This is a genomic window from Niallia endozanthoxylica, from assembly GCF_008710145.1.
GTDB classification, from domain to species: Bacteria; Bacillota; Bacilli; order Bacillales; family Cytobacillaceae; genus Bacillus_BD; species Bacillus_BD endozanthoxylica.
In genome coordinates this window covers 1-22,406 of sequence record NZ_VYKL01000047.1, presented here as the reverse complement: position 1 = coordinate 22,406, position 22,406 = coordinate 1, and the positions used below count along the sequence as shown (strand labels likewise).

Sequence of the window (22,406 nt, the reverse complement as noted above, 5' to 3'; positions counted from 1 at the left end):
TAGATCCTAAGTCTAGTGCGTCTGCCAATTCCGCCACACCCGCATTCAATTATAAATGGTGAGCCATGAAGGACTCGAACCTTCGACCCTCTGATTAAAAGTCAGATGCTCTACCGACTGAGCTAATGGCTCGTACAAAACAGTGCCGGCCAGAGGACTTGAACCCCCAACCTACTGATTACAAGTCAGTTGCTCTACCAATTGAGCTAGGCCGGCAATATGGTGGAGGATGACGGGCTCGAACCGCCGACCCTCTGCTTGTAAGGCAGATGCTCTCCCAGCTGAGCTAATCCTCCACAATATATAGTTGGCAATACTCTACCCGCACAGGGGTAAGATTCAAACTACCATCAAATGCATGAGAGCTTTAACTTCCATGATTAAGATGAGAATAGCTGTGATCTTCTCGCTAATACCACCAAACTTTTAAAGACATTTACTATTATAATGTCTTTTATAAATTTTTCAAGGGATTCCTCAAAAATTTTTCCCTCAAAACTAGATAATGTTGAAAAAGTACTGAGTAATGACTATGCGTTGTCTAACTGAAACGCTAAACGCCTTCGCAATCAAATTGGTTGAAGTCTCGCCCAATTAGTATTTGTCAGCTCTACGTGTCACCACGCTTATACTCATTAACATCAACTTTTAAGGACAGGAATTACTATACCATGCTCAAACTTTATTTGCAACACAGTTTTTATTTTTTTGAAATAGTTCAATCTGATTCACCCTGAATATACTTTAGTAAACCCAAGAGACCCTCTGGAGGCTTATCTTCATCTAGCCAGGATTGTAGCAACTCTAAATTAAATCGTTTTTTACCTTCATCAGCACTTTATAAGAATCGGAGGACTCTCGCTGAATGAAGTTAATCCTAAAAAGTCATATTATTGTTTGAATACACATAGGTTCTAGTATCCCTACTAATTATGAAAGGTGATGAACCATGCTTCAATCTATCGCACTCTACTTATCATTCATCATGGCAGTTTTTTTATTTTTATACGCCTACTTTGAGGGAATTAAAATTGCTGACAGTGACGATAAAGTTTATGGAGGAACATTTATCTTAACAACAGTTTCAGCCTTTGTATTTTCTGCTCTTACTTTTGCTTTCAGTTAAAAAAATAGCCCCTATTTAATAGGGATTTTTTTAGTATACCCAATCTATCTTCAATACTAATGTTACTTTTTATGGTTGCTTTCTTTCAGTACTAATTAAATTATTATTAATACTGCTTGATTTCATTTTGGTTTTCTTTTCGTCTACAAGAAAGAACATAATACCACTTATGACAATGATACTGCCTAGCGCTTGAGTCCAAGTAATTGTTTCCTGAAGCAGAAAATAAGCCAAAATACCAGCTCCTACAGGTTCCAATAATACGGCCATCGATATCGTCGATGTATTCAACCATTTGAGAGACCAATTAAATAGTGAGTGTCCCAATAATGTTGGAAAGATTGCTAGCAGAATGAAATAGATCCAATCTTTTGAGGAATAAGAAAAAAGTGGTTCTCCCTTCAATAAAACATAAATAAGCAATGTTACAGTGCTTATGAAATAAACAACAAAAGTATAAGTGATAAGTGATATTCTTTTACGTACCGTCTGTCCGAACATAAAGTATATCGTAACAAGCGCACAAGCTATTAGTGCTAACAAATCCCCGTATAGCGCTGTTCCGCTAACATAAAAATCACCCCAGCTGATTATCACACTTCCGCCAATCGCCAACATACATGATAAGAGCGCTTTTCCTGAAATTACTTCTTTAAAAAATAAATAGGAACCAACAAACGCAAACAGCGGCTGCAATGTTACCAATACAGTGGAACTTGCCACAGAAGTAAATCGCAATGATTCAAACCATAATATAAAGTGGAAAGCTAAAAAAACACCAGAGAGAATCGAAAAGAACCAATCTTTTTTTGATATAAGTTTAAGTTCTGATATATATTTCCAAACAAACAGCGGCAGCATGAAAAGAACGGTAAAAAACAAGCGATAAAAGGCAATGATACCTGATGGTGCAGAAGCTAACTTTACAAATATGGCAGACGTTGAAATACTAATAACGCCAATGAGCAGGATGATATATGGATTTAATTTTGGCGAATTCATTTCTACTCCTTTCATAATTATTATTCTAGTAATCTAAATTTAATATAATATTACCATTATTTTATTATAATATATTTACATTATAGAAGTATAATACCGTTAAGTGTATAGCAGAAAATAAAAATTGACCGAATGAAAGAAGCGATTGTGATGGTCCATATGGAATTAGATGTCTTAATAAAATTAGGTATTTCAGCGATATTAGGCATGATTATTGGTCTAGAAAGAGAGTTAAAACGAAAACCAGTCGGATTAAAAACAAGTTTAGTCATTTCTATTGTAAGTTGCTTATTAACTATTGTATCGATTGAATCAGCCTATAAATTTCCTCATAATGACCAAATTAACATTACGATGGATCCTCTTAGACTAGCAGCTCAAATCGTTTCAGGAATAGGTTTTCTCGGTGCCGGGGTTATTTTGCGGAGAGGAAATGACACGATTTCCGGATTAACCACTGCAGCTCTTATTTGGGGAGCAGCGGGAGTCGGTATAGCTGTAGGAGCTGGATATTTCGCAGAAGCACTAGCAGGGGTAGCCCTGTTAATTATCAGCGTGGAAATCATCCCCTTTTTCTTCAGTCTCGTGGGACCAAGGCAATTACGCCAAAAAGAAATCAATATCAACTTAAGAGTTGACGATAAAAGTAAATTCGATTCTATTATAGAAGCTTTTGAACAGCAGAAAATCACAATACGAAAAATTCATATAGAAGATTTAAAAGGAGATGAACATTTAATCAGACTTCTCGTTACAGTTGATTTTCGCCGAAATATAACTGATGTCTATTATAAGGTCTCCAGTATGGAAGGAGTAAAAAGAACAGAAATAGGCGGTCTGCAATAAGTAACGATTTCTTACTCTCCTGAAAATCCCAATAGAAAAAAATCATAAAACCTCTTGCAACCTCCTGCATTTCCAGCTATAATTTCACTTGTAGCAATGCTTTGGGGGATTAGCTCAGCTGGGAGAGCGCTTGCATGGCATGCAAGAGGTCGTGGGTTCGAGCCCCATATTCTCCACTAAAGAAAAAACCTTGAGATGACTCAAGGTTTTTTCTTTTTATTTACAAGCCTGAATGTATCAAATTTAATATATCTCTCAGTTCTTTAACTGGAACTTGTCCAGGTGCAGATGCTTTTTTGGCAGCCCCAAATGTTAAAGCAGAACCAAATACTTCTCCTGCTAAACGGCTGATGACTCCTTTGCCTGCCATCGACATCGTAATAATTGGTCCTTTAGCGTATTTCTTACGCATCGTATTAGTAGCTTCTAAAAGCACTAGAACATCTTCAATGCTGTTTGGCATAACAGCTATCTTCGGTATATCACCGCCTAGATCCTGAGCTTTTTGCAGTCGTGCGATGATTTCCTCTCTTGCAGGCGTTTTGTCGAAATCATGGTTTGACACGATCACAAAAACATTATTTCGATGGGCCTCTTCAACCAAAGCCTTTATCTCATATTCATTACTAAACAGCTCAACATCTACAATATCAATAAGACCTGTTCTTAAAATTTCTTTATTCATCTTAAAATAATACTCTGTAGCAATCTCTTTTTCTCCGCCTTCTTTCGCACTTCTAAATGTAAATATTAGCGGTGCCGCTGAAAGGATAGCTCGGATTCTATGCAGTGCCTCTTTCACTTTTTCGATATCCTCTACTTCTTTGAAAAAATCAACACGCCATTCCACAACGTCTAAATCAATACTTTTAAGTAATTCTGCTTCTTCCTCCAGCTGCGCTATAGTTTCTCCTACTATCGGTACACATATTTTAGGTACCCCTTCACCAATTGTAATACCCCTGACTTCGACTGTTCTCTTCATACTCTCCAACTCCATCTCTGTTTTTTCAGAACAATATCTTCTATATATATCCAACTTATTAAATCGACATAAAAATTCTTTTTCTATCGTGTACGGGTAGTAAACATGGTTCTTCCGCTAGGTATTTGACTCATTCGTGTGAAAAGTCCTTTTCACACGCCTTTCAGCTCCGCTGAAAGGTTGCGATATGGTCATGAAACGGGAGGAGAAAACGAGTTTTCTCCTCCCGTTTCATGACCATATCGCTTAGATGAGTCAAATATCCACTAGTATATGTCGAAATATTAAAAAGGACATATATAATATGTTTATAAAAATAGTACTATTTTCTAATTCTTCACGCAATCTGTCAAAACTGATTATTTCTATCGGCTACTAATTAGTTTCATGTTCACTAATTTTTCAAACATTTAAATCGTTTATATGTTAAAATATGGACAAACATGAACTAAGGAGGATGTCCAGTGGATAAAATCTGCCCAAAATGCAATGTTGAATTTAAGGATGATGATCAAGTAGAATTTGATTTATCACATGAAGTAACACATAGTGAATGTTTTGATGGAAACCCCGGTCTTGTATTAGCTTCAGGAATATACAAAGAAATAGCTGAGCAATTTGATAAAGTGACTAGATAGAAAAATAAATCTAATAACAAAAAACGGTTTCAGTATGAACCCGTTTTTTTATTATAGTAATGAATCGAATATTTTGTATCAACCTAGTAAAAAACTAACAAGATACCTTTTCAATATTAGAAGACATTAAATAATATCATTTATATAATATTATTTCAGTTGAATGAAATGCTAATAATAACAGCGAGGCGATTATAAATGTTAGATGCAATTCTGATTGTATTAATGCAATTTGTACTGGTACCACTTACGACACTGCGCACAATATTTCTTGTAAAAAGCCAAATAAATATGGCTTCATTGCTGGGGGGAGCCGAGGCTTTAATCTATGTTATCAGTTTAGGCATCATCTTTTCCGATTTGTCAAATTACTTAAACATGATTGCCTATGCTGTTGGTTATTCCGGTGGAATCATCTTAGGCGGCTTATTAGAAAGAAGATTAGCCATTGGATATCGTACAGTGAATGTTAGTCTGCTTGACCATGACTCTGAACTAATAAACAGACTCAGAGATGAAGGTTTTGGTGTAACCATATTTGAAGGAGAAGGCCGAGAAGGAAATAAAAGATATCGACTTGACATTGTTGTCAAAAGAAACAGAGAAAAGGAATTAATGACTATTTTAAATGAAGATGCCCCTAAAGCCTTCGTTGTAGCCTATGAACCAACTAGTTTTAAAGGAGGCTATTTAGTTAAAGGCATGAAGAAAGCCACACTGAAAAAACAAGCTAAGAAGTAAGCATATGATTAAAATGAGCTGCTATCTTCAGTCAGGCAATAAACAAATGTTAGATTAATAAACACTAGACCTTCTATTCACAAATTAGTCACTTTTTTCTTTTATTTTTTTATTTATTTTTGTCTGGTAACGTATTAAAATACGCTTATATAGAAAACATCCATCAAACCCTTTCAGAATATTAGAAGTAGTATACGACAATAGCGGGATAATAAAGTAAGGAGAGAATAAAATGAAGTTCCCTAAAAATGTTATTTTAGAATCTGTAGCAGAAAGAAAAAATCATCCTGATTACGGTCTAGAATTTGTTCAAGAACTTGGAAATGACGACGCTGGCTTTGATGAAATGGTAGTTGTTATATTTAAATATAAAGATAAATATTATTCAATTGATATTCAGCATATTCACGGTAAAAATAATTATGATGACTGGGCTGATGAAGTAGATTGTCCTGAAGTAGTCCGCAGAGAAGCAATTCAATACTATTGGGAAGAAGTAAAGCAGCCAGTTTGATAAAAACTAAGATTTTCAAGAAGCGACACGTACATGTACGTGTCGCCTTTTTATTTTCAGTAAAAAGAAGGCTGTTTGAAATTCCTTCAACAGCCTCCTTTTAATTATCCAGCTTTTTTTATCTTTTTATCAACAGGAAGGGACCGAAATTTAGCAGTATCTTTTTTATAGACTAGAAAATATAAGAAGCTTACAAAAACCGCTCCTCCTACGGCATTACCTAAAAATACCGGAATGATATTGGGCAAAAAGTCTGACCAAGATAAACTGCCAGCAAAGATAGCGGCAGGAATAATAAACATATTTGCGACAACGTGTTGAAATCCAATTAAAACAAAGGCCATAACAGGAAACCAGATGGCTAATATTTTACCCGCAATGTCCTTCGCTCCATAGCATAACCAAACGGCAATGCCTACAAGCCAATTACATCCAATTCCAGAAACAAAGGCTACCCAAAATGGATCGTTCACTTTCACTTCTGCTGTATGAACAGTCTTTTCCAAAAAAGCCCCTTCCGTTAACCCGACAAAATGTCCAAAAAAGTAAGCTACAAATAATGCCCCCAGTAAATTAAAAAATGCTATTAAAAGCCAGTTACGCAGTAATTGATAAAAGTTAACTTTTCTAGCAAAATAAGCGATACTAACAGCCATCATATTTCCTGTGAGTAATTCTCCCCCAGCAATTAAAACCAATATGAGTCCAATCGGAAAAACAGCTGCACCTACAAGCGTTACCAGACTGCCCCATTCATGAGGCATTGTTCCGGTTACCCGAATATAAGCTAAATATCCTAATGATATAAAGGCTCCCCCTAAAAATCCTAAGACTGCCATTGCAGTCATGGATGATTGTGCCTTTTCTATCCCTTTATTAATCGAAATATCAGCAATCTCCTTGGGACTGTAGTAGCTCATATATATCCACCTCTCCATTGCTATGCTCAACAATGTGAAGTTATCACAAACTGCTTACGAAAGGCAATGACAAAAGTGTGTCCATTCATATTCACGAATTATTATGGTAATCACTCTGTATAAATGAAAAAAGTGCCAGTACCACATTTATTTTCGGCTCTGACACTCTTATTACATGGGCATATTAAGATTTCAACATATTTTCCACTTCTTCGAAGATTTGATCTGCTTTTGCTAATCCAACTCTCTCAATTTCAGCTAATTCATTTTCAACCTTATTTTTCAACTCAGTATCCTTCATAATCTTTGTATTGATTAAAACATTTAATTTGGCGCCTTGAAGAGCTGCTTTACAAAAAATAACACCTACTCCAACATCACTAATTGCAATACGAGTACCTTTTTTAGCATATTCTTCATGTAAATAAATGGCTTCTAAACAATTTCTTGCAATATCAAGCGGTACCATTGTTGCGTCAACAAGTGCTGCCTGTAAGACCTCATCCTTCTTCTTTTTTTCCTCTTCAGTCGAAGATGGCATTCTGTACGCTTGTGATAATGGATAAAAAACTTCTGCATCCTTACTAACTAAGCTTTTAAGATTATTGATAACCGCTTCTGACTTTTGCAGAAGCTCAATAATATCTTCTTCAACTTCCTTATATTTCTTCTTTCCAACAGTCAGGTTCCCTACCATGCTGCCAAGTGCCATCCCTAATGCCCCAACATATGCGGAAGCACCTCCGCCTCCAGGTACAGGAGCCTTTGATGCAAGTTCCTGAATAAACTCATTACTGCTTTTTTCTAACAAGATAATCCCTCCACTATTATGCATATGAACCCTATAAAATGAAAGGAAGACAGAATCTGCGCCTGCCTCCTCTACACTTACTTAGACCTGACTATGTTCTTTATTATCATTTGTTATGTTTTCACAAGCTTGAACAACATGATTTAGTAAAATTGTTGTAGTGATTAGACCAATACCGCCTGTAGCAGGTGTAATGGCTTTTACCTTTTCAAATGCTGCATCGTAATCAACATCTCCGACAATTTTTCCCGTGCCGTCATCATTAATTCCAACATCAACCACAATTTGTCCTTCACCGAAATATTCTTCTGTCATGAACTTTGCCTTGCCAATAGCTGCAACAACAACATCTGCCTGTCTAGTCACAGAAGGCATGTCCTGCGTTCTTGAATGACAAATGGTTACAGTAGCATGTTCATCTAGAAGGAGCATCGCAAGCGGTTTTCCAACAACAAGACTTCTGCCCGCAACAGTAACATTTGCTCCCTTTAATGGAATCTCATAATGCTTTAGCAGTTCAATCACTGCTTTTGGTGTGCAAGGAGCAAATCCGTCGCTGTTTCCTTCAAAAACCTTTTCAAGGTTAACAGGCGACATGCAATCAATGTCCTTCGCTGGATCAATTAGATTTCTAATTTCTTCCGGGTCAAGCTGCTCTGGAAGAGGCCTGAAAATCATAATTCCGTGGACATGCGGGTTATGATTTTCTTCATGGAATACCTGCCTGAGCTCTTCCATTGAAACATCTAGCGGGAGCTCTTTTACCTGGCATTGGATGCCGAGCAGGTCACAATTTTTTAATATACTTCTTTCATACCAAATATCGTCCTCACGTGCCCCAACTCGAATTAATAACAAAGTAGGAGTAATCTGTTTTTCACCTAAAGCCGAAACTCTTAATTTAATATCTTCTCTTAATGATTCAACAACCGGTTTCCCGGCTAATTTGATTCCCATATAATACCTCCTGTTTTTTCTCCACTTTTAACAGACAGTACGCCCCCCACTGATGGAAGTCTTCTTTAAGAAAGACCGATTATTTCTCCATTTTCAGTGATGTCCATCCCATTTGCAGCAGGGACCTTTGGCAGTCCTGGCATAGTCATTAGCGAACCTGTTATGACCACAATAAATCCTGCTCCTGCATTCACTTTAACCTCTCTAACTGTCACCGCAAAGCCTGTCGGAGCTCCCAGTAATGCTGGATTGTCGGAGAATGAATATTGAGTCTTTGCAATACAAACCGGCATCTTATCAAGTCCAAGTTCTGTAATCTCTTGGATTTGCCTCTTAGCAGCTGCCGTAAATTCCACTCGGTCTGCTCGATAAATCTCAGTTGCAACCGTCGTAATTTTTTCTTGAATGGAACCATCAACAGCGTACAACAGCCTATAATCGGATGCTTTCTTTTCACAAACCTCAACCACTTTTTCCGCTAATTCAATTGCTCCTGCTCCGCCTTTTGTAAATACTTCCGATAGAATGGCCTCAACACCTAGTCCTTCGCATCTATCTTTTAATAAATCAATTTCAGCATCGGTATCAGTTGGAAATTTATTTATCGCTACTACAGCTGGAACGCCAAATTTATTTATATTTTGAAGATGTCTTTCAAGGTTAGCAAAGCCCACGTTTAAAGCTGACAGATTTTCATAGCCCAACTCATTCTTTGAAACGCCGCCATTCATTTTTAAAGCTCTTATAGTCGCAACGACAACCACAACAGCAGGGTTTAACCCTGCAAATCTGCTTTTAATATTAAAGAACTTCTCCGCACCCAGATCAGCTCCGAATCCAGCCTCTGTCACAACATAATCAGCCAACTTTAATCCAATTCTTGTTGCCATAACAGAGTTGCAGCCATGGGCAATATTAGCAAACGGTCCTCCATGAACAAAGGCTGGTGTGTTTTCTAATGTCTGTACTAAATTTGGTTTAATGGCATCCTTCAATAATAAAGTCATGGCACCTGTAGCTTCTAAATCCCCTGCCGTAACAGCCTGTCCATCTTCTGTATAAGCTACAATCATTCGGGAAAGCCTGTCCTTCAAATCGCCAAAACTGTTTGCTAGACAAAGAATAGCCATGACTTCTGAAGCTACCGTAATATCAAAGCCGCTCTGTCTAATAAAACCATCACCTGTTCCGCCTAACCCGATGATAATATTGCGAAGTGAACGATCATTTATATCAAGTACTCTCTTCCATACAACCCTTTTCGGATCAATATTTAGAGCATTTCCCTGATGAATATGGTTATCCAGCATAGCAGCAAGCAAATTATGGGCGGATGTTATGGCATGAAAATCCCCTGTAAAATGAAGATTAATATCCTCCATCGGCACCACTTGGGCATAGCCGCCACCGGCCGCACCACCCTTAATACCAAATACAGGTCCAAGTGATGGCTCTCTTAATGCCGTAATTGTCTTTCTTCCAATTTTATTTAAAGCCATAGAAAGTCCGACATTTACTGTAGTCTTTCCTTCCCCTGCGGGAGTAGGATTAATGGCAGTTACAAGAATAAGTTTTCCATCCGGTTTGTCTTCAAGACGTTCCAATACTTCTAATGATACTTTGGCTTTATATTTTCCGTATAGTTCATATTCATTATCCATTATCCCAAGATATTCTGTTAATTCATTAATCGGTCTTATTGAAGCTTCTTGTGCGATTTGAACATCTGTTTTCATAAAACCTCTCCTCAAAGCTGTTTGTGATTTTGTCAAAAGTATTTTTATAAAATGTCTTCATCACCTTATTATTTAGATTTTCATTTAATAAAATCTATCAAATAAGTGTATGGAGATTGGTCGCTAAAACATTCATCATAGAACGATGATAATGAACTGAGCTATACGTAAATATCTTATTAATTTGAATTTTATCAAATGTCAAGAATGTACTCTACTGTTAAATGAAAAATCTAGTAAAAAAAACAATTATTAGAAAACTCTTAATTGACCCAAAATTGTTTTTTTACAATATTAAATTCCCTGCTTATTATTCCACCTTTTGTAAAATAAATGTCTTTCCCCGGTGTTTCCGGACTCCTTTTGTTGAATACCATCTTCTTTTGATAGCTTTTGTCAAGCAGCAGGAAATCAATAGTCACTAGAAAGAATATATGTAAAACCAAATTAATTTGCTAGAAAGGAATGGAACTATGAATAACAGACAATTAACACGAGCTTATTCAATAAAAGAAGTTTCTCAAATTTTAAATACTCCAAACGGAACCATTAGACAGTGGGAAAAAGATTTAAATGGGCTCCTCAAGATTCCACGCACACAACAGGGGGCCCGTTATTATACGGAAAACGAAATAAAAATCTTAAACAAAGTGAAAGAAATGCGAGAGCAGAATGTACCAAAAGGGATGATTCGGTCACTATTGGAGAAATATCTCAATCAAGAATCGGAACCTGATTCCGAATCATTCGAAACAAACATTCAGCCTCTGCCGGAACAACCCATTCAACCCGTACCGCATAATGAACTCCAACCCTCAAATCTAGAATCTTTACAGCAAGCAATGGAACTTTTCAAACAGGATTTATTGAACGAAATTAAACATGAAATTAAACATGAGATGAAATTGAGCAAAAACGATATAATCGATGATATGAAAAATGAAATTTCCCATTCTTCCCTTGTAACTGTAAAAGAAATATCCAAATCAATCCAACGATCAAATGATAAAAGAAAAGCAGAGGTCCAGGAAATTTCAAATGCTATTGTAAGAGCTTCGGAAAAGACTTCCGAAACATTCGGAACCCTTTCCTATGACATTTTGAAGGGTTCGGAATCTACTTACGAAAGGATTGCTAAACGAATCAATGCAACAGCAAAAATGACGGAAAGAGATAATCAGAAACTGCTCGAAAACGTATCGAAAAAGGTAGATGAAGCAAGGGACGAAATGAAAAGCGTCTCCCAATTCTTTGATGTGCAGCAGGATTACCTAATCGATTCAATCAATGAGCTAAAGCAATCGCAAGAGGAAATACAAAAAAGAGAAGAAATTTTTCAAGAAATGATTTCTAGTTATAGGGAGGTTGCTGCTGCCAAGAAACAACAGAAAAAATGGTGGAAGCCTTGGTCCTAATATCAAATTCACTCCGTCAAATTTGCGCATAGATTGTTATCACGCTTCAAAACGCCACATCCGCATGTCTCGCCTGACTAGGACGTCCTGTCCGCCGTCGAGCTTGCTCGAAAAATTCCTTTTAAAAATCATTCTTTCACAATTAAACTGTTCCAAAGGAGATAACAGCATCTGTAAGCTGCTATTTCTTTGGAACAGTCTCTATATTTGATGTAATATACATTGCATCGCCTATTCGTTTACTGTTTTGCTTTTTCATATTCAAACTTGTTACAATATTCGTATATAAGTGACGAGGTGATGGTAATGTGCGGAAGATTTACTTTATCTGCCGATTTTTCTGAGATAATTGAACGTTTTGCGATTGAGGCAGCTATTGAAGAGGAGCTCTATCAGTTAAGCTACAATATAGCCCCTTCTCATTCTGTTCTATCTGTGATTAATGACGGAAGCCGCAATCGATTAGGCTACTTAAAATGGGGACTCATTCCAAACTGGGCAAAAGACCAAAAAATCGGCTTCAAGCTCATTAATGCAAGAGCAGAAACATTAGCAGAAAAACCTAGCTTTCGTGATGCGTATATGAAAAGACGTTGTTTAGTCATAGCAGATAGTTTCTATGAATGGAAACGACATGATCAACAGAACAAAACTCCTATGCGGATTAAACTGAAGACCGATGAACTTTTTGCGATGGCAGGGCTTTGGGAAAGATGGAAATCATCAGAAGGAAAAACCATCTTTTCTTGCACAGTCATTACAACGACCCCAAATGAAGTGGTTAAAGATATTCATGACCGGATGCCTGTCATTCTTAAAAAAGAGGATGAACAGACCTGGCTGAATCCTTCCATCCAAGATCCACACAAATTAAATTCTATTCTAAAACCGCTCCCAGAGGAATTTATTGAAGCTTATGAGGTATCAAATTTAGTTAATTCTCCCAAAAATAACTCACCGCAATTAATCGAGAAAATTTGTTAACTGCCCTGATACTCCCACCCCTAAAGGAGATGGGCTTTCTCTTTAGGAAAGTTCTGTAATCTAAAAAAAGGTAGTTTTCCATCACTGCACTTTTTTTAGATTGCGCTCTTTACTTTTTTCCTTATCAAAACGCATTATCATCTTTATCTAAATTTACAGAACCTTTACAAAAACTTAGCAAAAGAATAGACATTTAGGCTCTATAATTTAAATTAGATTTCGACATATTCCAACAAGGTGATGTAATGCAAAATAATAAAATGCTTAATCTTATTCGTTTTTATAAATTTTTACATTCTAAATGGAGTACGCTTCATGAAGAATTTAATAAACAGACAGAACTTGAAGTACTAATACAGAAAGAAAGATTCTACACTGTTTTTCAGCCTATTGTATCACTTCAAGCAGGTTCTACAATTGGTTTTGAAGTGCTTAACCGGCCTGAAAGTTCACCCTATTTCCCTACTACTGAGCAATTTTATAATTATGTTAGCAGCAGCAGCGATGTTTTTGTGGTTGAACGTTATTTAAGAAACCTTTCATTCAAACGATTCTCAGAACAAATCAAGATATCTCAGGGACATAAAGATCATTTAGTATTTCTTAATATACAGTCTCAGGTTTTAGCCGACCCCTCCTATCAAAGCGGCATAACACTAGAACTATTGACAAAACATAACCTTTCCCCACATCAGATTGTATTAGAACTGACTGAAAAGGAAGCCATACTAAACAAAGTGCAATTCGAGAAAATGATCGAGCACTATCGGAAGCAAGGATTTAGAATTGCTGTCGATGATGCAGGTACAGGCTACAATAGCCTGCAAACTCTTGTAAGTGTCAAACCGGAATTTATTAAGATTGATAAATCACTTATACGGAATATTGATAAACATATTGAGAAACAGCACTTGGTCGAGCTTCTTTTGGAATTCGCCCTGCAGTCTGATACTATGATTATCGCGGAGGGAATTGAGACTCTTTCCGAACTTAAATTCTTAAAATGCTTAGGCATTCATTTGGGTCAGGGATATGCACTAGGTAAACCTATAAATCATTTAAGTGAAGGATATATGCCCATAGTAAATTCTCCTATACAAAAACAAATAGTATAAAAACCCTGTACCTCTTCTATTGCATGATAAAAGTTAAGATGTTCATCTTTTTTCACATAAAAAATTTCACCTTTCTAATACTAAAATAGAGGTGAAAAAATTGAATTTCTTATTAATTCTTGGTCTTATTTTTGCTTTTCAGCAGCACCAAGCACAGGATGAAATGACGATTACCTATGAAAATGAACCTATTATGACCATCAGCCGCTCTGAGCTGTCTTCACCAACTCCAGATTTGCAGCTAGTGAATCTGAAAAAGCTAAGTCAGGTTTCAGACCAACTAGACAAGCAGATTCGAAAAGAAGCAGTAAATGCCGTGATTGATGATGGAGGAAGGATTGTTCCTGAGCAGCCAGGTATTGAATTAAATAAAAAGGCCTTTATGGAACAGCTTTTAACTTATTATTATCAGAGTGGACCATCTATGATTAATGCGCCTGTCAGACGTACCTATCCTCGTGTTGACAGCGAGATTCTTGCAGCTATAAAGAACAAAAGAATTGGCCATTATGTTACTTATTTCAACAGCCGAAACAAAGAAAGGTCTCATAATATTTTTCTTGCCGCTGAAGCAATAGATAATTATGTTGTGTTCCCTGGTGAAATTTTTTCCTTTAATAAGACAGTCGGCATACGCACAAAGGCAAGAGGATATTTACCTGCCCCGATCATCGTTAAAGGTGAGCTCTCTGAAGGGATTGGCGGAGGGATTTGTCAAGTATCCTCCACTCTCTTTAATGCAGTAGACCGCTCCGGCATGAAAATATTGGAGCGCTATTCTCACAGCAAACGTGTCCGTTATGTACCGCCGGGTCGTGATGCAACCGTCAGCTGGTACGGCCCGGACTTTACCTTTAAAAACGAATATAATGAGCCCATCTTGATTAAAGCGAAGGCTATTAATGGAATGATGATTGTACTTGTATTTTCCTCAGAAGAAATAATAGCTCAGCCAAATAAAATTCCTAGTACCGATAACAAACTCCCTCCTGAAACAAAAATAACGAATTAACTTAAATATAAGAGGTTTCATATACATTATCTACCCGACAACATGAATCACCTATTTGTCGGGTTATTTTATTGTTCATACTTTATGTGACGATTGTCATCGCTGTTTTCATATATTTTAGATATACTTTATAAAATAAAAATTACATTGATTGATTATGGGAGGAGTAAGTATGGGAGAAACGACTAAGTTTAAAACCGTTTGCGGCTATTGTGGAACAGGCTGCGGATTAGTTGTTGAAGTAGAAAATAACCGGATTGTTAAAATCCGCGGAGATAAAGATGCTCCTGTCAACAAAGGTCAGACATGTGTAAAAGGCTCCTTCGCATACGAATATGTTCATGCCAAAAGCCGACTTACTTCACCGCTTATCCGTAAAGCCGGAGAACTAGTGGAAACAACATGGGAAGAAGCCTATGACTTTATCGCCAATAAACTAAAAGCAATTCTGCTTGAATTTGGTCCAGAAGCCATTACAGCGTTTGCAACGGCTAGAAGCACAAATGAAGTAAACTACGTTACGCAAAAATTCATGAGAGCAGCTATTGGAAGCAATAATATAGACGGCTGTAACCGAACCTGACACGCTCCGAGCGTTGCCGGTCTGGCAACTATATTTGGAAGCGGTTTTCCAACAAACACGCTGGAAGACTTTGATCGAACCGAAGTCCTTTTATTAATGGGTTCTAACACATCAGAGGCGCATCCGATTATTGCTAACCGGATGAAAAAGGCAGTCAAATCTGGAATGAAGATGATTGTCATTGATCCGCGGAAAATTGATATGGTCAAGAGTGCACACCGTCACCTGCCGCTTCACGTTGGCACGGATATTGCCCTTATGAATTCGATGATTCATGTCATCATCAAAGAGCAGCTATATGATCCAGCTTTTATAGAAAAATATACAAATGATTTTGATAGATTAAAAGAAATGACAGAAATGTATACACCTGGATATGCCGCTTCCATTACCGGCTTGTCAGCGCAGGATATTATTGACACAGCCAGAGAATATGCAACAGCAGATAAGGCGATGATTGCTTATACTCTTGGGATTACAGAGCACCATTGCGGAGTAAATAATGTATTTGATGTTGCCAATCTTGCTCTGTTAACAGGACATATCGGAAAAGAAGGCAGCGGAATTATGCCGCTTCGCGGACAAAATAATGTACAGGGCGCCGGAGATATGGGCTGTCTTCCTAACCAGCTTCCAGGTGCTGTAAGTTTAACAAATAATGAGTACCGCTCACGCTTTGAAAAGGCATGGAATGTAGAAATCAATCCAATCGCAGGAGATACGCAGACAAGAACCTTTGAACGGATGGAACGAGAAGAAGTCAAGGCCCTTTATGTCATTGGTGAAAACCCGCTCATGGCAGACGTTCATATGAACCATACAAAGAATCTTCTAGAAAAGCTTGATTTGTTAATTGTTCAAGATATTTTCTTAACCGAAACAGCCCAGCTCGCTGATGTTGTCCTTCCTGCAAGATCGTGGGGTGAAGTTGAAGGCACTTATACGAACACTGACCGCCGTATTCAGCGTGTTCGCCAAGCTGTCACTCCACATCCAAATACGAAGGATGATTGGGAGATTCTTTGCGACCTGTCGACAAGATTAGGCTATCCAATGAGCTACCAGAACAGTGAAGAAATTTGGGATGAATTGCGTTCGCTGGCATGGGAAATGTACGGCGGTATGCCTTATTCACGGCTTGATAAGGAATATAGTCTTCATTATCCTTGTCCGGATGAGTCCCATCCAGGCACGTTCATTCTTCATACCCGATTCCATGAACAGAATGAAACAAACACTACATCTCCATTCGTACCGGTCACCTTTACAAAGCCACTCGAGCTCCCGGACGAAGCATATCCATATACTCTAACAACAGGACGAAGATATGAATCCTATAACACACACTCGCAAACCCGTTTCTATGCAAGCGGTGTTAAAATTAAGCAAACAGAAGAAAGTCTTGATATTCATCCGGATGATGCCGAGAAGCTTGGTATCGAAACAGGCGATGTGGTAGAGGTTTCCTCAAGAAGGGGTTCCCTCACAGTTAAAGCAAAAGTGACAGATCAAGTTGCCCCTGGTCTTGTGTTTATGAGTTTCCATTTTAGTGATGTACCGACAAATGTTCTAACACTCAATGAATATGATCCGATTTCTGGAACAGCTGAGTTTAAAGCCTGTGCAGTAAACATTACACCAATAAAAGCATAAGTTATTTTTTAACATAACTATACTCAGATTAAGCTTCTGCTGTCATAACAGCAGGAGCTTTTTTTCTCTATTCGGCTTCCTTTTTTATTAATAATGGATTATGTAATAGTAATTTGCTCATTATACAAATAGAGATTCTCATATTTTGTCGGATTTTATTGATTGCTTTTTATAATTTCTGTATAATCAGCCTGATTGACTTTTTAACTTCATTCAGCATTCATCCCTCACTTCCATAAATGAGGGATGAATGCAAAAGGCTCTTCGAGTGAGTGATTGTTCAAATCCCGCTGAATGAAGTTAAACCTCCGGCGAGTCTTGCGATTTTTTAAAGGTCATTTATTAAGCGAGATCGATGACGGACAGGACGTCCTAGTCAGGCTAGACATACGGATGCGGCGTTTTGAAGCGTGATAAAAATCCAGACGCAAATTCGATGGGCGAATTTGATATATTGATTAGGGGGGATTAAGATTGGGAAAAGCGTTGATTATTGGTGCTGGCGGCGTTGCTAGTGTTGTTGTACACAAATGTTGCCAGAACCCAGATATCTTTGAGGAAATTTGCATTGCAAGCAGAACGCTTGAGAAATGTGAGGCTCTAAAAAATAAATTAGAGGGCAGCAAAACAAAAATTACTACAGCACAAGTTGATGCTGACCGTACTGACGAAGTGATTAATCTAATAAACAACTTCAAACCAGATATAGTGATCAATGTTGCTCTCCCTTATCAAGACTTAACCATTATGGATGCATGTCTTGCAACAGGTGTGCATTATGTTGATACAGCAAACTATGAGCCGCCAGATACGGCAAAATTTGAGTACAAGTGGCAATGGGCATATAAAGAAAAATTTGAGAAGGCCGGATTAACAGCCCTTCTTGGCAGCGGTTTTGATCCTGGTGTAACAGGTGTTTTCACTGCCTATGCTCAAAAGCATTACTTTGATGAAATCCATTCCATTGATATTGTTGATGCCAATGCAGGTGATCACGGATATCCGTTTGCAACCAACTTTAACCCAGAAATCAATATTCGCGAGGTAACGGCAAATGGCCGTTATTTTGAAAATGGAGAATGGATTGAAACACCTCCACTAGCTTTGAAGAAAGTCTATGATCTGCCTGAAATCGGTCCTAAGGATATTTACCTTATGTATCATGAAGAGTTAGAATCACTCGCTGTTAACATTAAAGGGGTTAAGCGAATCAGATTTTGGATGACTTTTTCCGAGAACTACTTAACTCATCTAAAAGTTCTTGAAAATGTAGGAATGACCTCCATTGAGCCAATTGAATTCGAAGGAAAACAGATTATTCCCCTTCAATTCCTAAAAGCTGTCCTTCCTGATCCTGCATCATTAGGACCAAGGACAAAAGGAAAAACCAATATTGGCTGTATTATTCAAGGTATTAAAGATGGAAAACCCAAAACTTATTATGTATACAATGTTTGTGACCATCAAGAAGCCTATGCTGAAGTTGGCTCACAAGCCATTTCCTATACAACAGGTGTTCCAGCCATGATAGGCGCTATGCTTGTGATGAAAGGAATTTGGAAAAAACCTGGTGTATACAACGTCGAAGAATTTGACCCAGATCCATTTATGGAAGAACTAAATAAAAACGGGCTGCCATGGCAAGAAAGTTTCTCGCCAACGCTGTTAGATTGAGGTATAGAAAATGAAGAAAATTGATTTTGCGGCACTGCCGTCACCTTGTTATATTGTGGATGAAAGACTTTTAACCCAAAATCTAGAAATCTTGAATTCGGTTCAAGAGCGCACTGGATGCAGTATCCTTCTTGCTTTAAAAGGCTTTTCAATGCATTCAGTATTCCCTTTAGTCGGTAAATATCTAAAAGGGATTACTTCCAGTTCCTTATTTGAAGCAAGACTGGGTTATGAAAAAATGGGTAAGGAAGTTCATGCTTACGCACCTGCCTATTCTGATGGAGAAATTGACGAGCTGCTAGGCTATGTTGATCATATTGTGTTCAATTCCTTTCCACAGTGGAAAAAGTTCAAGGAAAAAGTGAAAAACCATCCCAAAAAAATTGAGGCTGGTATTCGTATTAACCCTGAATATTCCGAAATTGAGACAGCGCTTTATGATCCATGCTACCAATTTTCCAGACTTGGTGTGACGCTTGCTAACTTTAAACCAGAAGAATTAGACGGCATTGACGGATTACATTTCCACACCATGTGTGAGCAAAATTCCGATACCCTTGCTCGTACCATTAAGGTAGTCGATGAAAAATTTGGTGAGTATATTAAAGGAATGAAGTGGCTCAATTTTGGTGGGGGTCATCATATCACAAGGAAAGACTATGATATTGAAACCTTAGTTGAGACCATTTTATTTATGAAGGAGAAATACTCCGTTGATATCTATTTAGAACCAGGCGAAGCAATTGCCCTGAATACCGGCTATCTTGTGACAACCGTACTCGATATTGTTGACAATGGCATGCCGATTGCGATTCTTGATACTTCAGCAACATGCCATATGCCAGATGTTCTTGAGATGCCGTATCGTCCAAATATTATCGATGCCGGCATGCCAAATGAGCTAGAATACACTTATAGACTGGGAGGAATGACTTGTCTTGCCGGAGATGTAATTGGTGATTACTCCTTCAAAGAGCCATTAAAACCGGGTGACAAGGTTGTCTTCACTGACATGGCTCATTATACAATGGTGAAAAACCATATGTTCAATGGTGTGAACCTTCCTTCCATCGCATCCTATAACGATGAAGAAGGAATTAAAGTGATTAGACAGTTTGGATTTGAAGATTATAGCAATCGATTATCTTAATAAAGACTCCATCAGTGGTGTAATCACCACTGATGGTTTTTCTAATGATTTTTTTTACATATCATGCAGCTTGTTTTATCATAAACGATTAATTATCTGCATTCTCGCTTTAATGGATTTTTTATGTACAATAAAATATTTAATTGACTAAATCTTTTTTACCTTCACCATTATATTTTTACTGTCGTAAAGCAAAATAAGAATTGCTGCTAAAAGTCTTTAAAAGGAGATGATTGATTTGAAATGGCAAAAGACCTTATTATCCATGATTCAATCGCGACAAGATAAAAAAGTTGCGCTGGCTGTTGATACCTCAACGAATGAAGTCCCAACCATCCTTATAAATAATATTGTCAAGTTATTTGAAACGGTTAAGCCTGATACATTTCTTGTTCAGGCCGATTATAAAATAAGAAGCATTGCACCGGTGAAAGCAGACACGATCAAATATCAAACCCACGGTAAAGCATCCTATACATTAGTATTAGAGTGGGCTGAACAAGAAAAGATTGATACTTTATTTTATATTACCGATGTAACCGGCTATATTTATGAAGATATGGAAAAAGTCGATTACGAAATGTTCTGGCTTGTACCGGATGAATTCCTGCCAAAAGTGCCTTTTGGCAGAGCGATTAAAATAGCTTCTTAATGAATGCACAAAGCGAACAGTGCAGCACTGTTCGCTCAATTCAAAACTTTAGATTCATAACTGACAGCTCCGTTCTAATTCCAAAAGCTGTTTCTTCATATCTAAACCGCCGCGAAATCCTGTTAATGATCCATCCTTTCCGACAACTCGGTGGCATGGAACAGTGATTAGAACTGGATTTTTCCCGATTGCTGCCCCTACTGCACGGACTGCTGCAGGTTTTTGAATATGCTGAGCAATATCTGAGTAGGTTTTCGTCTCACCATATGGAATGTTACAAAGTGCCTTCCAGACAGCCACTTGAAACTCCGTCCCATTGTAATCAAATGGAATGGAAAAGCTTTTCCGTTTTCCTTCTAGATACTCCGTTATTTGAACCGCATATGCCTGCAGCTTTTCCCCACATTCTTCAAGTATACTTCCCGGAAATACTTTTTCAGCCCAGTTTGTCACCTCGTCAAACGGCTTATTCTGTGACCCTACAAAGCAAAGTCCCTTTTCCGTTGCAGCTAAATACATTTTCCACTCTCTATGATTTATCAAGGACCAATAAATTTTTGTGTTATTCTGTGGCTCCACTGTTGTAACCCTCCCATAGATTAAATATTAGTATACATCTTTTACAAGATTCCCAACTGGAATTTTCGCCCTTTAATTTTTTCCCATCGTCCCTATTATAACTTTATATTTATTTGCTTTGAAAAAATTTACTAGTCATCCCTTCAGGTAATCCTTGTAATGATAGATTCTTTTTCATATGATGAATGTAAAATTAAAATGAAAGGAAGTATCCTATGCTAATAAAACCCCTTCAAGTATCAACTGAACTAAAAATACTGCGGAGCTTAAACATAAGAATGCAATTATCCTCCTCTGAAAAACAATATTATACTAATCTTGAAAAAGGCTATGAAGGAGAAAAAAAGTTTGAAGCGATACTACTGGAAAGTAAGCTTAACGATTTCATTGTATCTGACTTATTGTTAGAAAAAAATAATTCCAGTTATCAAATAGATTCGCTCCTTATTTCGCAAAAAACCATTTACCTCTTTGAGATAAAAAATTTCGCTGGTGATTATTATATTGAAATGGATGCATGGTACAGCAAATCAGGAAGCGAAATTAAAAACCCATTCGACCAATTAAAACGAAATGAGTCTTTATTGCGGCGATTGCTCCATGACTTCAGTCTCAGTTCAACAATTACCGTCGAACCTTATCTTCTCTTTATTAACCCCGAGTTTACTCTATATCAAGCCCCCCTCCATCTTCCTGCTATTTTCCCAACACAGTTGAATCGATTTATCGACAAGCTGAAAATACAATCCAAATCCTCTAAGTTAAACAGAACATATCAAAAGCTAGCTGAACAATTAGTATCTTTGCATCTCGTAAAACCTCGTATCTCACGCATACCTGAGTATAAGTTTGACCATCCAAAAAAAGGTATTATTTGTGGTTCTTGCTGTTCCTCCATAAGCGTGATAATAGAGAATAAAGTAATTTGTCATGTGTGCGGGTATAGGGAAAGTGTTGATTCAACTATCTTGCGAAGTGTAGAGGAGTTTGTTTTGCTTTTTCCGGATAGAAAGATTACGACGAATGATATTTTTGAATGGTGTCAGGTGATTGAATCAAAGAAAACGATTCGGAGAGTATTGAAGAAGAACTTTCATTACATTAAGCAAGCTAGATTTTCATATTTTATTCCGAGGAATGATTCATAATTACCGTACGTGCCTATAATTTCACCCTCTCAGGCGCTATCAATCAGGTTGAGTTCCCGACAGCCTTTTTATTTCACCTGCTCGGGCACTATCAACCAAGTTTAGTTCCCTCTAGCTCTTTTATTTCACCTGCTCGGGCACTATCAACCAAGTTTAGTTCCCTCT

The 22,406-nt window shown here is 37.5% G+C and carries 21 protein-coding genes and 4 tRNA genes; 15 read left to right on the top strand and 10 right to left on the bottom strand.

From position 1 onward, the window contains the following. Window positions 1-56 precede the first annotated feature (56 nt). The 3 genes from F4V44_RS24340 to F4V44_RS24330 form a co-directional block, all read right to left on the bottom strand. A tRNA-Lys gene (locus F4V44_RS24340) sits at window positions 57-132 on the bottom strand. An 11-nt stretch (window positions 133-143) separates the two neighbouring features. After that, window positions 144-216: transfer RNA gene (locus tag F4V44_RS24335), tRNA-Thr, on the bottom strand. Between the two features lie 4 nt (window positions 217-220). After that, window positions 221-296: transfer RNA gene (locus tag F4V44_RS24330), tRNA-Val, on the bottom strand. 653 nt (window positions 297-949) lie between these two features. On the opposite strand from F4V44_RS24330, the gene F4V44_RS27645 reads away from it, so the two are divergent. Then, window positions 950-1,126: a hypothetical protein gene (locus F4V44_RS27645; RefSeq protein ID WP_191090843.1), complete on the top strand. Its 177-nt coding sequence runs from the start codon at window positions 950-952 to the stop codon at window positions 1,124-1,126. A 69-nt stretch (window positions 1,127-1,195) separates the two neighbouring features. Here the strand turns inward: F4V44_RS27645 and F4V44_RS24325 are convergent, their stop codons facing one another. Beyond that, window positions 1,196-2,128 (bottom strand): DMT family transporter, encoded by a 933-nt coding sequence (locus tag F4V44_RS24325; protein ID WP_150442603.1) that lies wholly within the window; start codon window positions 2,126-2,128, stop codon window positions 1,196-1,198. A 159-nt stretch (window positions 2,129-2,287) separates the two neighbouring features. On the opposite strand from F4V44_RS24325, the gene F4V44_RS24320 reads away from it, so the two are divergent. Beyond that, the gene (locus tag F4V44_RS24320; protein WP_191090844.1) at window positions 2,288-2,974 is read left to right on the top strand and encodes an MgtC/SapB family protein; all 687 of its coding nucleotides are present in this window, start codon (window positions 2,288-2,290) and stop codon (window positions 2,972-2,974) included. A gap of 103 nt (window positions 2,975-3,077) precedes the next feature. Then, window positions 3,078-3,150 (top strand) — tRNA-Ala (locus F4V44_RS24315). Window positions 3,151-3,194: 44 nt separating this feature from the next. On the opposite strand, the gene aroD is transcribed toward F4V44_RS24315, so the two are convergent. Further along, window positions 3,195-3,959: a type I 3-dehydroquinate dehydratase gene (gene aroD / locus F4V44_RS24310; protein WP_150442601.1), complete on the bottom strand. Its 765-nt coding sequence runs from the start codon at window positions 3,957-3,959 to the stop codon at window positions 3,195-3,197. A 464-nt stretch (window positions 3,960-4,423) separates the two neighbouring features. Between aroD and F4V44_RS27640 the strand changes: the two genes are divergently transcribed. The 3 genes from F4V44_RS27640 (at window position 4,424) to F4V44_RS24300 (ending at window position 5,852) form a co-directional block, all read left to right on the top strand. Beyond that, window positions 4,424-4,597, top strand: coding sequence for a hypothetical protein (locus tag F4V44_RS27640; RefSeq protein WP_191090842.1), 174 nt, complete (start codon window positions 4,424-4,426; stop codon window positions 4,595-4,597). 198 nt (window positions 4,598-4,795) lie between these two features. Beyond that, window positions 4,796-5,338, top strand: a complete 543-nt coding sequence (locus F4V44_RS24305) for a DUF2179 domain-containing protein (protein ID WP_150442600.1) — start codon at window positions 4,796-4,798, stop codon at window positions 5,336-5,338. Between the two features lie 232 nt (window positions 5,339-5,570). Beyond that, window positions 5,571-5,852, top strand: coding sequence for a hypothetical protein (locus F4V44_RS24300; protein WP_150442599.1), 282 nt, complete (start codon window positions 5,571-5,573; stop codon window positions 5,850-5,852). 104 nt (window positions 5,853-5,956) lie between these two features. Here F4V44_RS24300 and F4V44_RS24295 read toward each other — a convergent pair whose 3' ends face one another. The 4 genes from F4V44_RS24295 to F4V44_RS24280 form a co-directional block, all read right to left on the bottom strand. After that, the gene (locus F4V44_RS24295; RefSeq protein WP_150442598.1) at window positions 5,957-6,772 is read right to left on the bottom strand and encodes a formate/nitrite transporter family protein; all 816 of its coding nucleotides are present in this window, start codon (window positions 6,770-6,772) and stop codon (window positions 5,957-5,959) included. A 184-nt stretch (window positions 6,773-6,956) separates the two neighbouring features. Continuing rightward, the gene (locus F4V44_RS24290) at window positions 6,957-7,583 is read right to left on the bottom strand and encodes a cyclodeaminase/cyclohydrolase family protein (protein WP_150442597.1); all 627 of its coding nucleotides are present in this window, start codon (window positions 7,581-7,583) and stop codon (window positions 6,957-6,959) included. 81 nt (window positions 7,584-7,664) lie between these two features. After that, window positions 7,665-8,540, bottom strand: coding sequence for a bifunctional 5,10-methylenetetrahydrofolate dehydrogenase/5,10-methenyltetrahydrofolate cyclohydrolase (locus F4V44_RS24285; RefSeq protein ID WP_150442596.1), 876 nt, complete (start codon window positions 8,538-8,540; stop codon window positions 7,665-7,667). Window positions 8,541-8,605: 65 nt separating this feature from the next. Then, complete coding sequence (locus F4V44_RS24280; protein ID WP_150442595.1) at window positions 8,606-10,276, bottom strand: formate--tetrahydrofolate ligase; 1,671 nt, start codon at window positions 10,274-10,276, stop codon at window positions 8,606-8,608. A gap of 473 nt (window positions 10,277-10,749) precedes the next feature. Here F4V44_RS24280 and F4V44_RS24275 point away from each other — a divergent pair, with 473 nt between their 5' ends. The 8 genes from F4V44_RS24275 to F4V44_RS24235 all read left to right on the top strand — a co-directional run bounded on the left by F4V44_RS24275 (window position 10,750) and on the right by F4V44_RS24235 (window position 20,514). Then, entirely contained in the window at window positions 10,750-11,691 is a 942-nt protein-coding gene (locus F4V44_RS24275) for a MerR family transcriptional regulator (RefSeq protein ID WP_150442594.1), read from the top strand. A 306-nt stretch (window positions 11,692-11,997) separates the two neighbouring features. Beyond that, the gene (locus F4V44_RS24270) at window positions 11,998-12,675 is read left to right on the top strand and encodes an SOS response-associated peptidase (protein ID WP_150442593.1); all 678 of its coding nucleotides are present in this window, start codon (window positions 11,998-12,000) and stop codon (window positions 12,673-12,675) included. A 245-nt stretch (window positions 12,676-12,920) separates the two neighbouring features. Beyond that, entirely contained in the window at window positions 12,921-13,790 is an 870-nt protein-coding gene (locus tag F4V44_RS24265) for an EAL domain-containing protein (RefSeq protein WP_150442592.1), read from the top strand. A gap of 100 nt (window positions 13,791-13,890) precedes the next feature. Next, a complete protein-coding gene (locus F4V44_RS24260) occupies window positions 13,891-14,802 on the top strand; it encodes a VanW family protein (protein WP_223882026.1) in 912 nt (303 codons plus the stop codon). 157 nt (window positions 14,803-14,959) lie between these two features. Then, window positions 14,960-17,038, top strand: a complete 2,079-nt coding sequence (gene fdhF / locus F4V44_RS24250) for a formate dehydrogenase subunit alpha (RefSeq protein WP_317978367.1) — start codon at window positions 14,960-14,962, stop codon at window positions 17,036-17,038. A 474-nt stretch (window positions 17,039-17,512) separates the two neighbouring features. Then, a complete protein-coding gene (locus tag F4V44_RS24245) occupies window positions 17,513-18,712 on the top strand; it encodes a saccharopine dehydrogenase family protein (RefSeq protein ID WP_150442589.1) in 1,200 nt (399 codons plus the stop codon). A 10-nt stretch (window positions 18,713-18,722) separates the two neighbouring features. Then, entirely contained in the window at window positions 18,723-19,862 is a 1,140-nt protein-coding gene (nspC, locus tag F4V44_RS24240) for a carboxynorspermidine decarboxylase (RefSeq protein WP_150442588.1), read from the top strand. A gap of 238 nt (window positions 19,863-20,100) precedes the next feature. Next, window positions 20,101-20,514: a vWA domain-containing protein gene (locus tag F4V44_RS24235; protein ID WP_150442587.1), complete on the top strand. Its 414-nt coding sequence runs from the start codon at window positions 20,101-20,103 to the stop codon at window positions 20,512-20,514. A 54-nt stretch (window positions 20,515-20,568) separates the two neighbouring features. On the opposite strand, the gene F4V44_RS24230 is transcribed toward F4V44_RS24235, so the two are convergent. After that, window positions 20,569-21,093: a methylated-DNA--[protein]-cysteine S-methyltransferase gene (locus tag F4V44_RS24230; RefSeq protein ID WP_150442586.1), complete on the bottom strand. Its 525-nt coding sequence runs from the start codon at window positions 21,091-21,093 to the stop codon at window positions 20,569-20,571. A 215-nt stretch (window positions 21,094-21,308) separates the two neighbouring features. Here F4V44_RS24230 and F4V44_RS24225 point away from each other — a divergent pair, with 215 nt between their 5' ends. Continuing rightward, window positions 21,309-22,241: a nuclease-related domain-containing protein gene (locus tag F4V44_RS24225; protein ID WP_150442585.1), complete on the top strand. Its 933-nt coding sequence runs from the start codon at window positions 21,309-21,311 to the stop codon at window positions 22,239-22,241. Window positions 22,242-22,406: the final 165 nt, after the last annotated feature.

Coding starts and splice junctions, on each gene's coding strand:
- F4V44_RS27645 (WP_191090843.1), top strand. CDS start 950: ATGCTTCAATCTATCGCACTCTACTTATCATTCATCATGGCAGTTTTT.
- F4V44_RS24325 (WP_150442603.1), bottom strand. CDS start 2,128: ATGAATTCGCCAAAATTAAATCCATATATCATCCTGCTCATTGGCGTT.
- F4V44_RS24320 (WP_191090844.1), top strand. CDS start 2,288: ATGGAATTAGATGTCTTAATAAAATTAGGTATTTCAGCGATATTAGGC.
- aroD (WP_150442601.1), bottom strand. CDS start 3,959: ATGAAGAGAACAGTCGAAGTCAGGGGTATTACAATTGGTGAAGGGGTA.
- F4V44_RS24305 (WP_150442600.1), top strand. CDS start 4,796: ATGTTAGATGCAATTCTGATTGTATTAATGCAATTTGTACTGGTACCA.
- F4V44_RS24300 (WP_150442599.1), top strand. CDS start 5,571: ATGAAGTTCCCTAAAAATGTTATTTTAGAATCTGTAGCAGAAAGAAAA.
- F4V44_RS24295 (WP_150442598.1), bottom strand. CDS start 6,772: ATGAGCTACTACAGTCCCAAGGAGATTGCTGATATTTCGATTAATAAA.
- F4V44_RS24285 (WP_150442596.1), bottom strand. CDS start 8,540: ATGGGAATCAAATTAGCCGGGAAACCGGTTGTTGAATCATTAAGAGAA.
- F4V44_RS24280 (WP_150442595.1), bottom strand. CDS start 10,276: ATGAAAACAGATGTTCAAATCGCACAAGAAGCTTCAATAAGACCGATT.
- F4V44_RS24275 (WP_150442594.1), top strand. CDS start 10,750: ATGAATAACAGACAATTAACACGAGCTTATTCAATAAAAGAAGTTTCT.
- F4V44_RS24270 (WP_150442593.1), top strand. CDS start 11,998: ATGTGCGGAAGATTTACTTTATCTGCCGATTTTTCTGAGATAATTGAA.
- F4V44_RS24265 (WP_150442592.1), top strand. CDS start 12,921: ATGCAAAATAATAAAATGCTTAATCTTATTCGTTTTTATAAATTTTTA.
- nspC (WP_150442588.1), top strand. CDS start 18,723: ATGAAGAAAATTGATTTTGCGGCACTGCCGTCACCTTGTTATATTGTG.
- F4V44_RS24225 (WP_150442585.1), top strand. CDS start 21,309: ATGCTAATAAAACCCCTTCAAGTATCAACTGAACTAAAAATACTGCGG.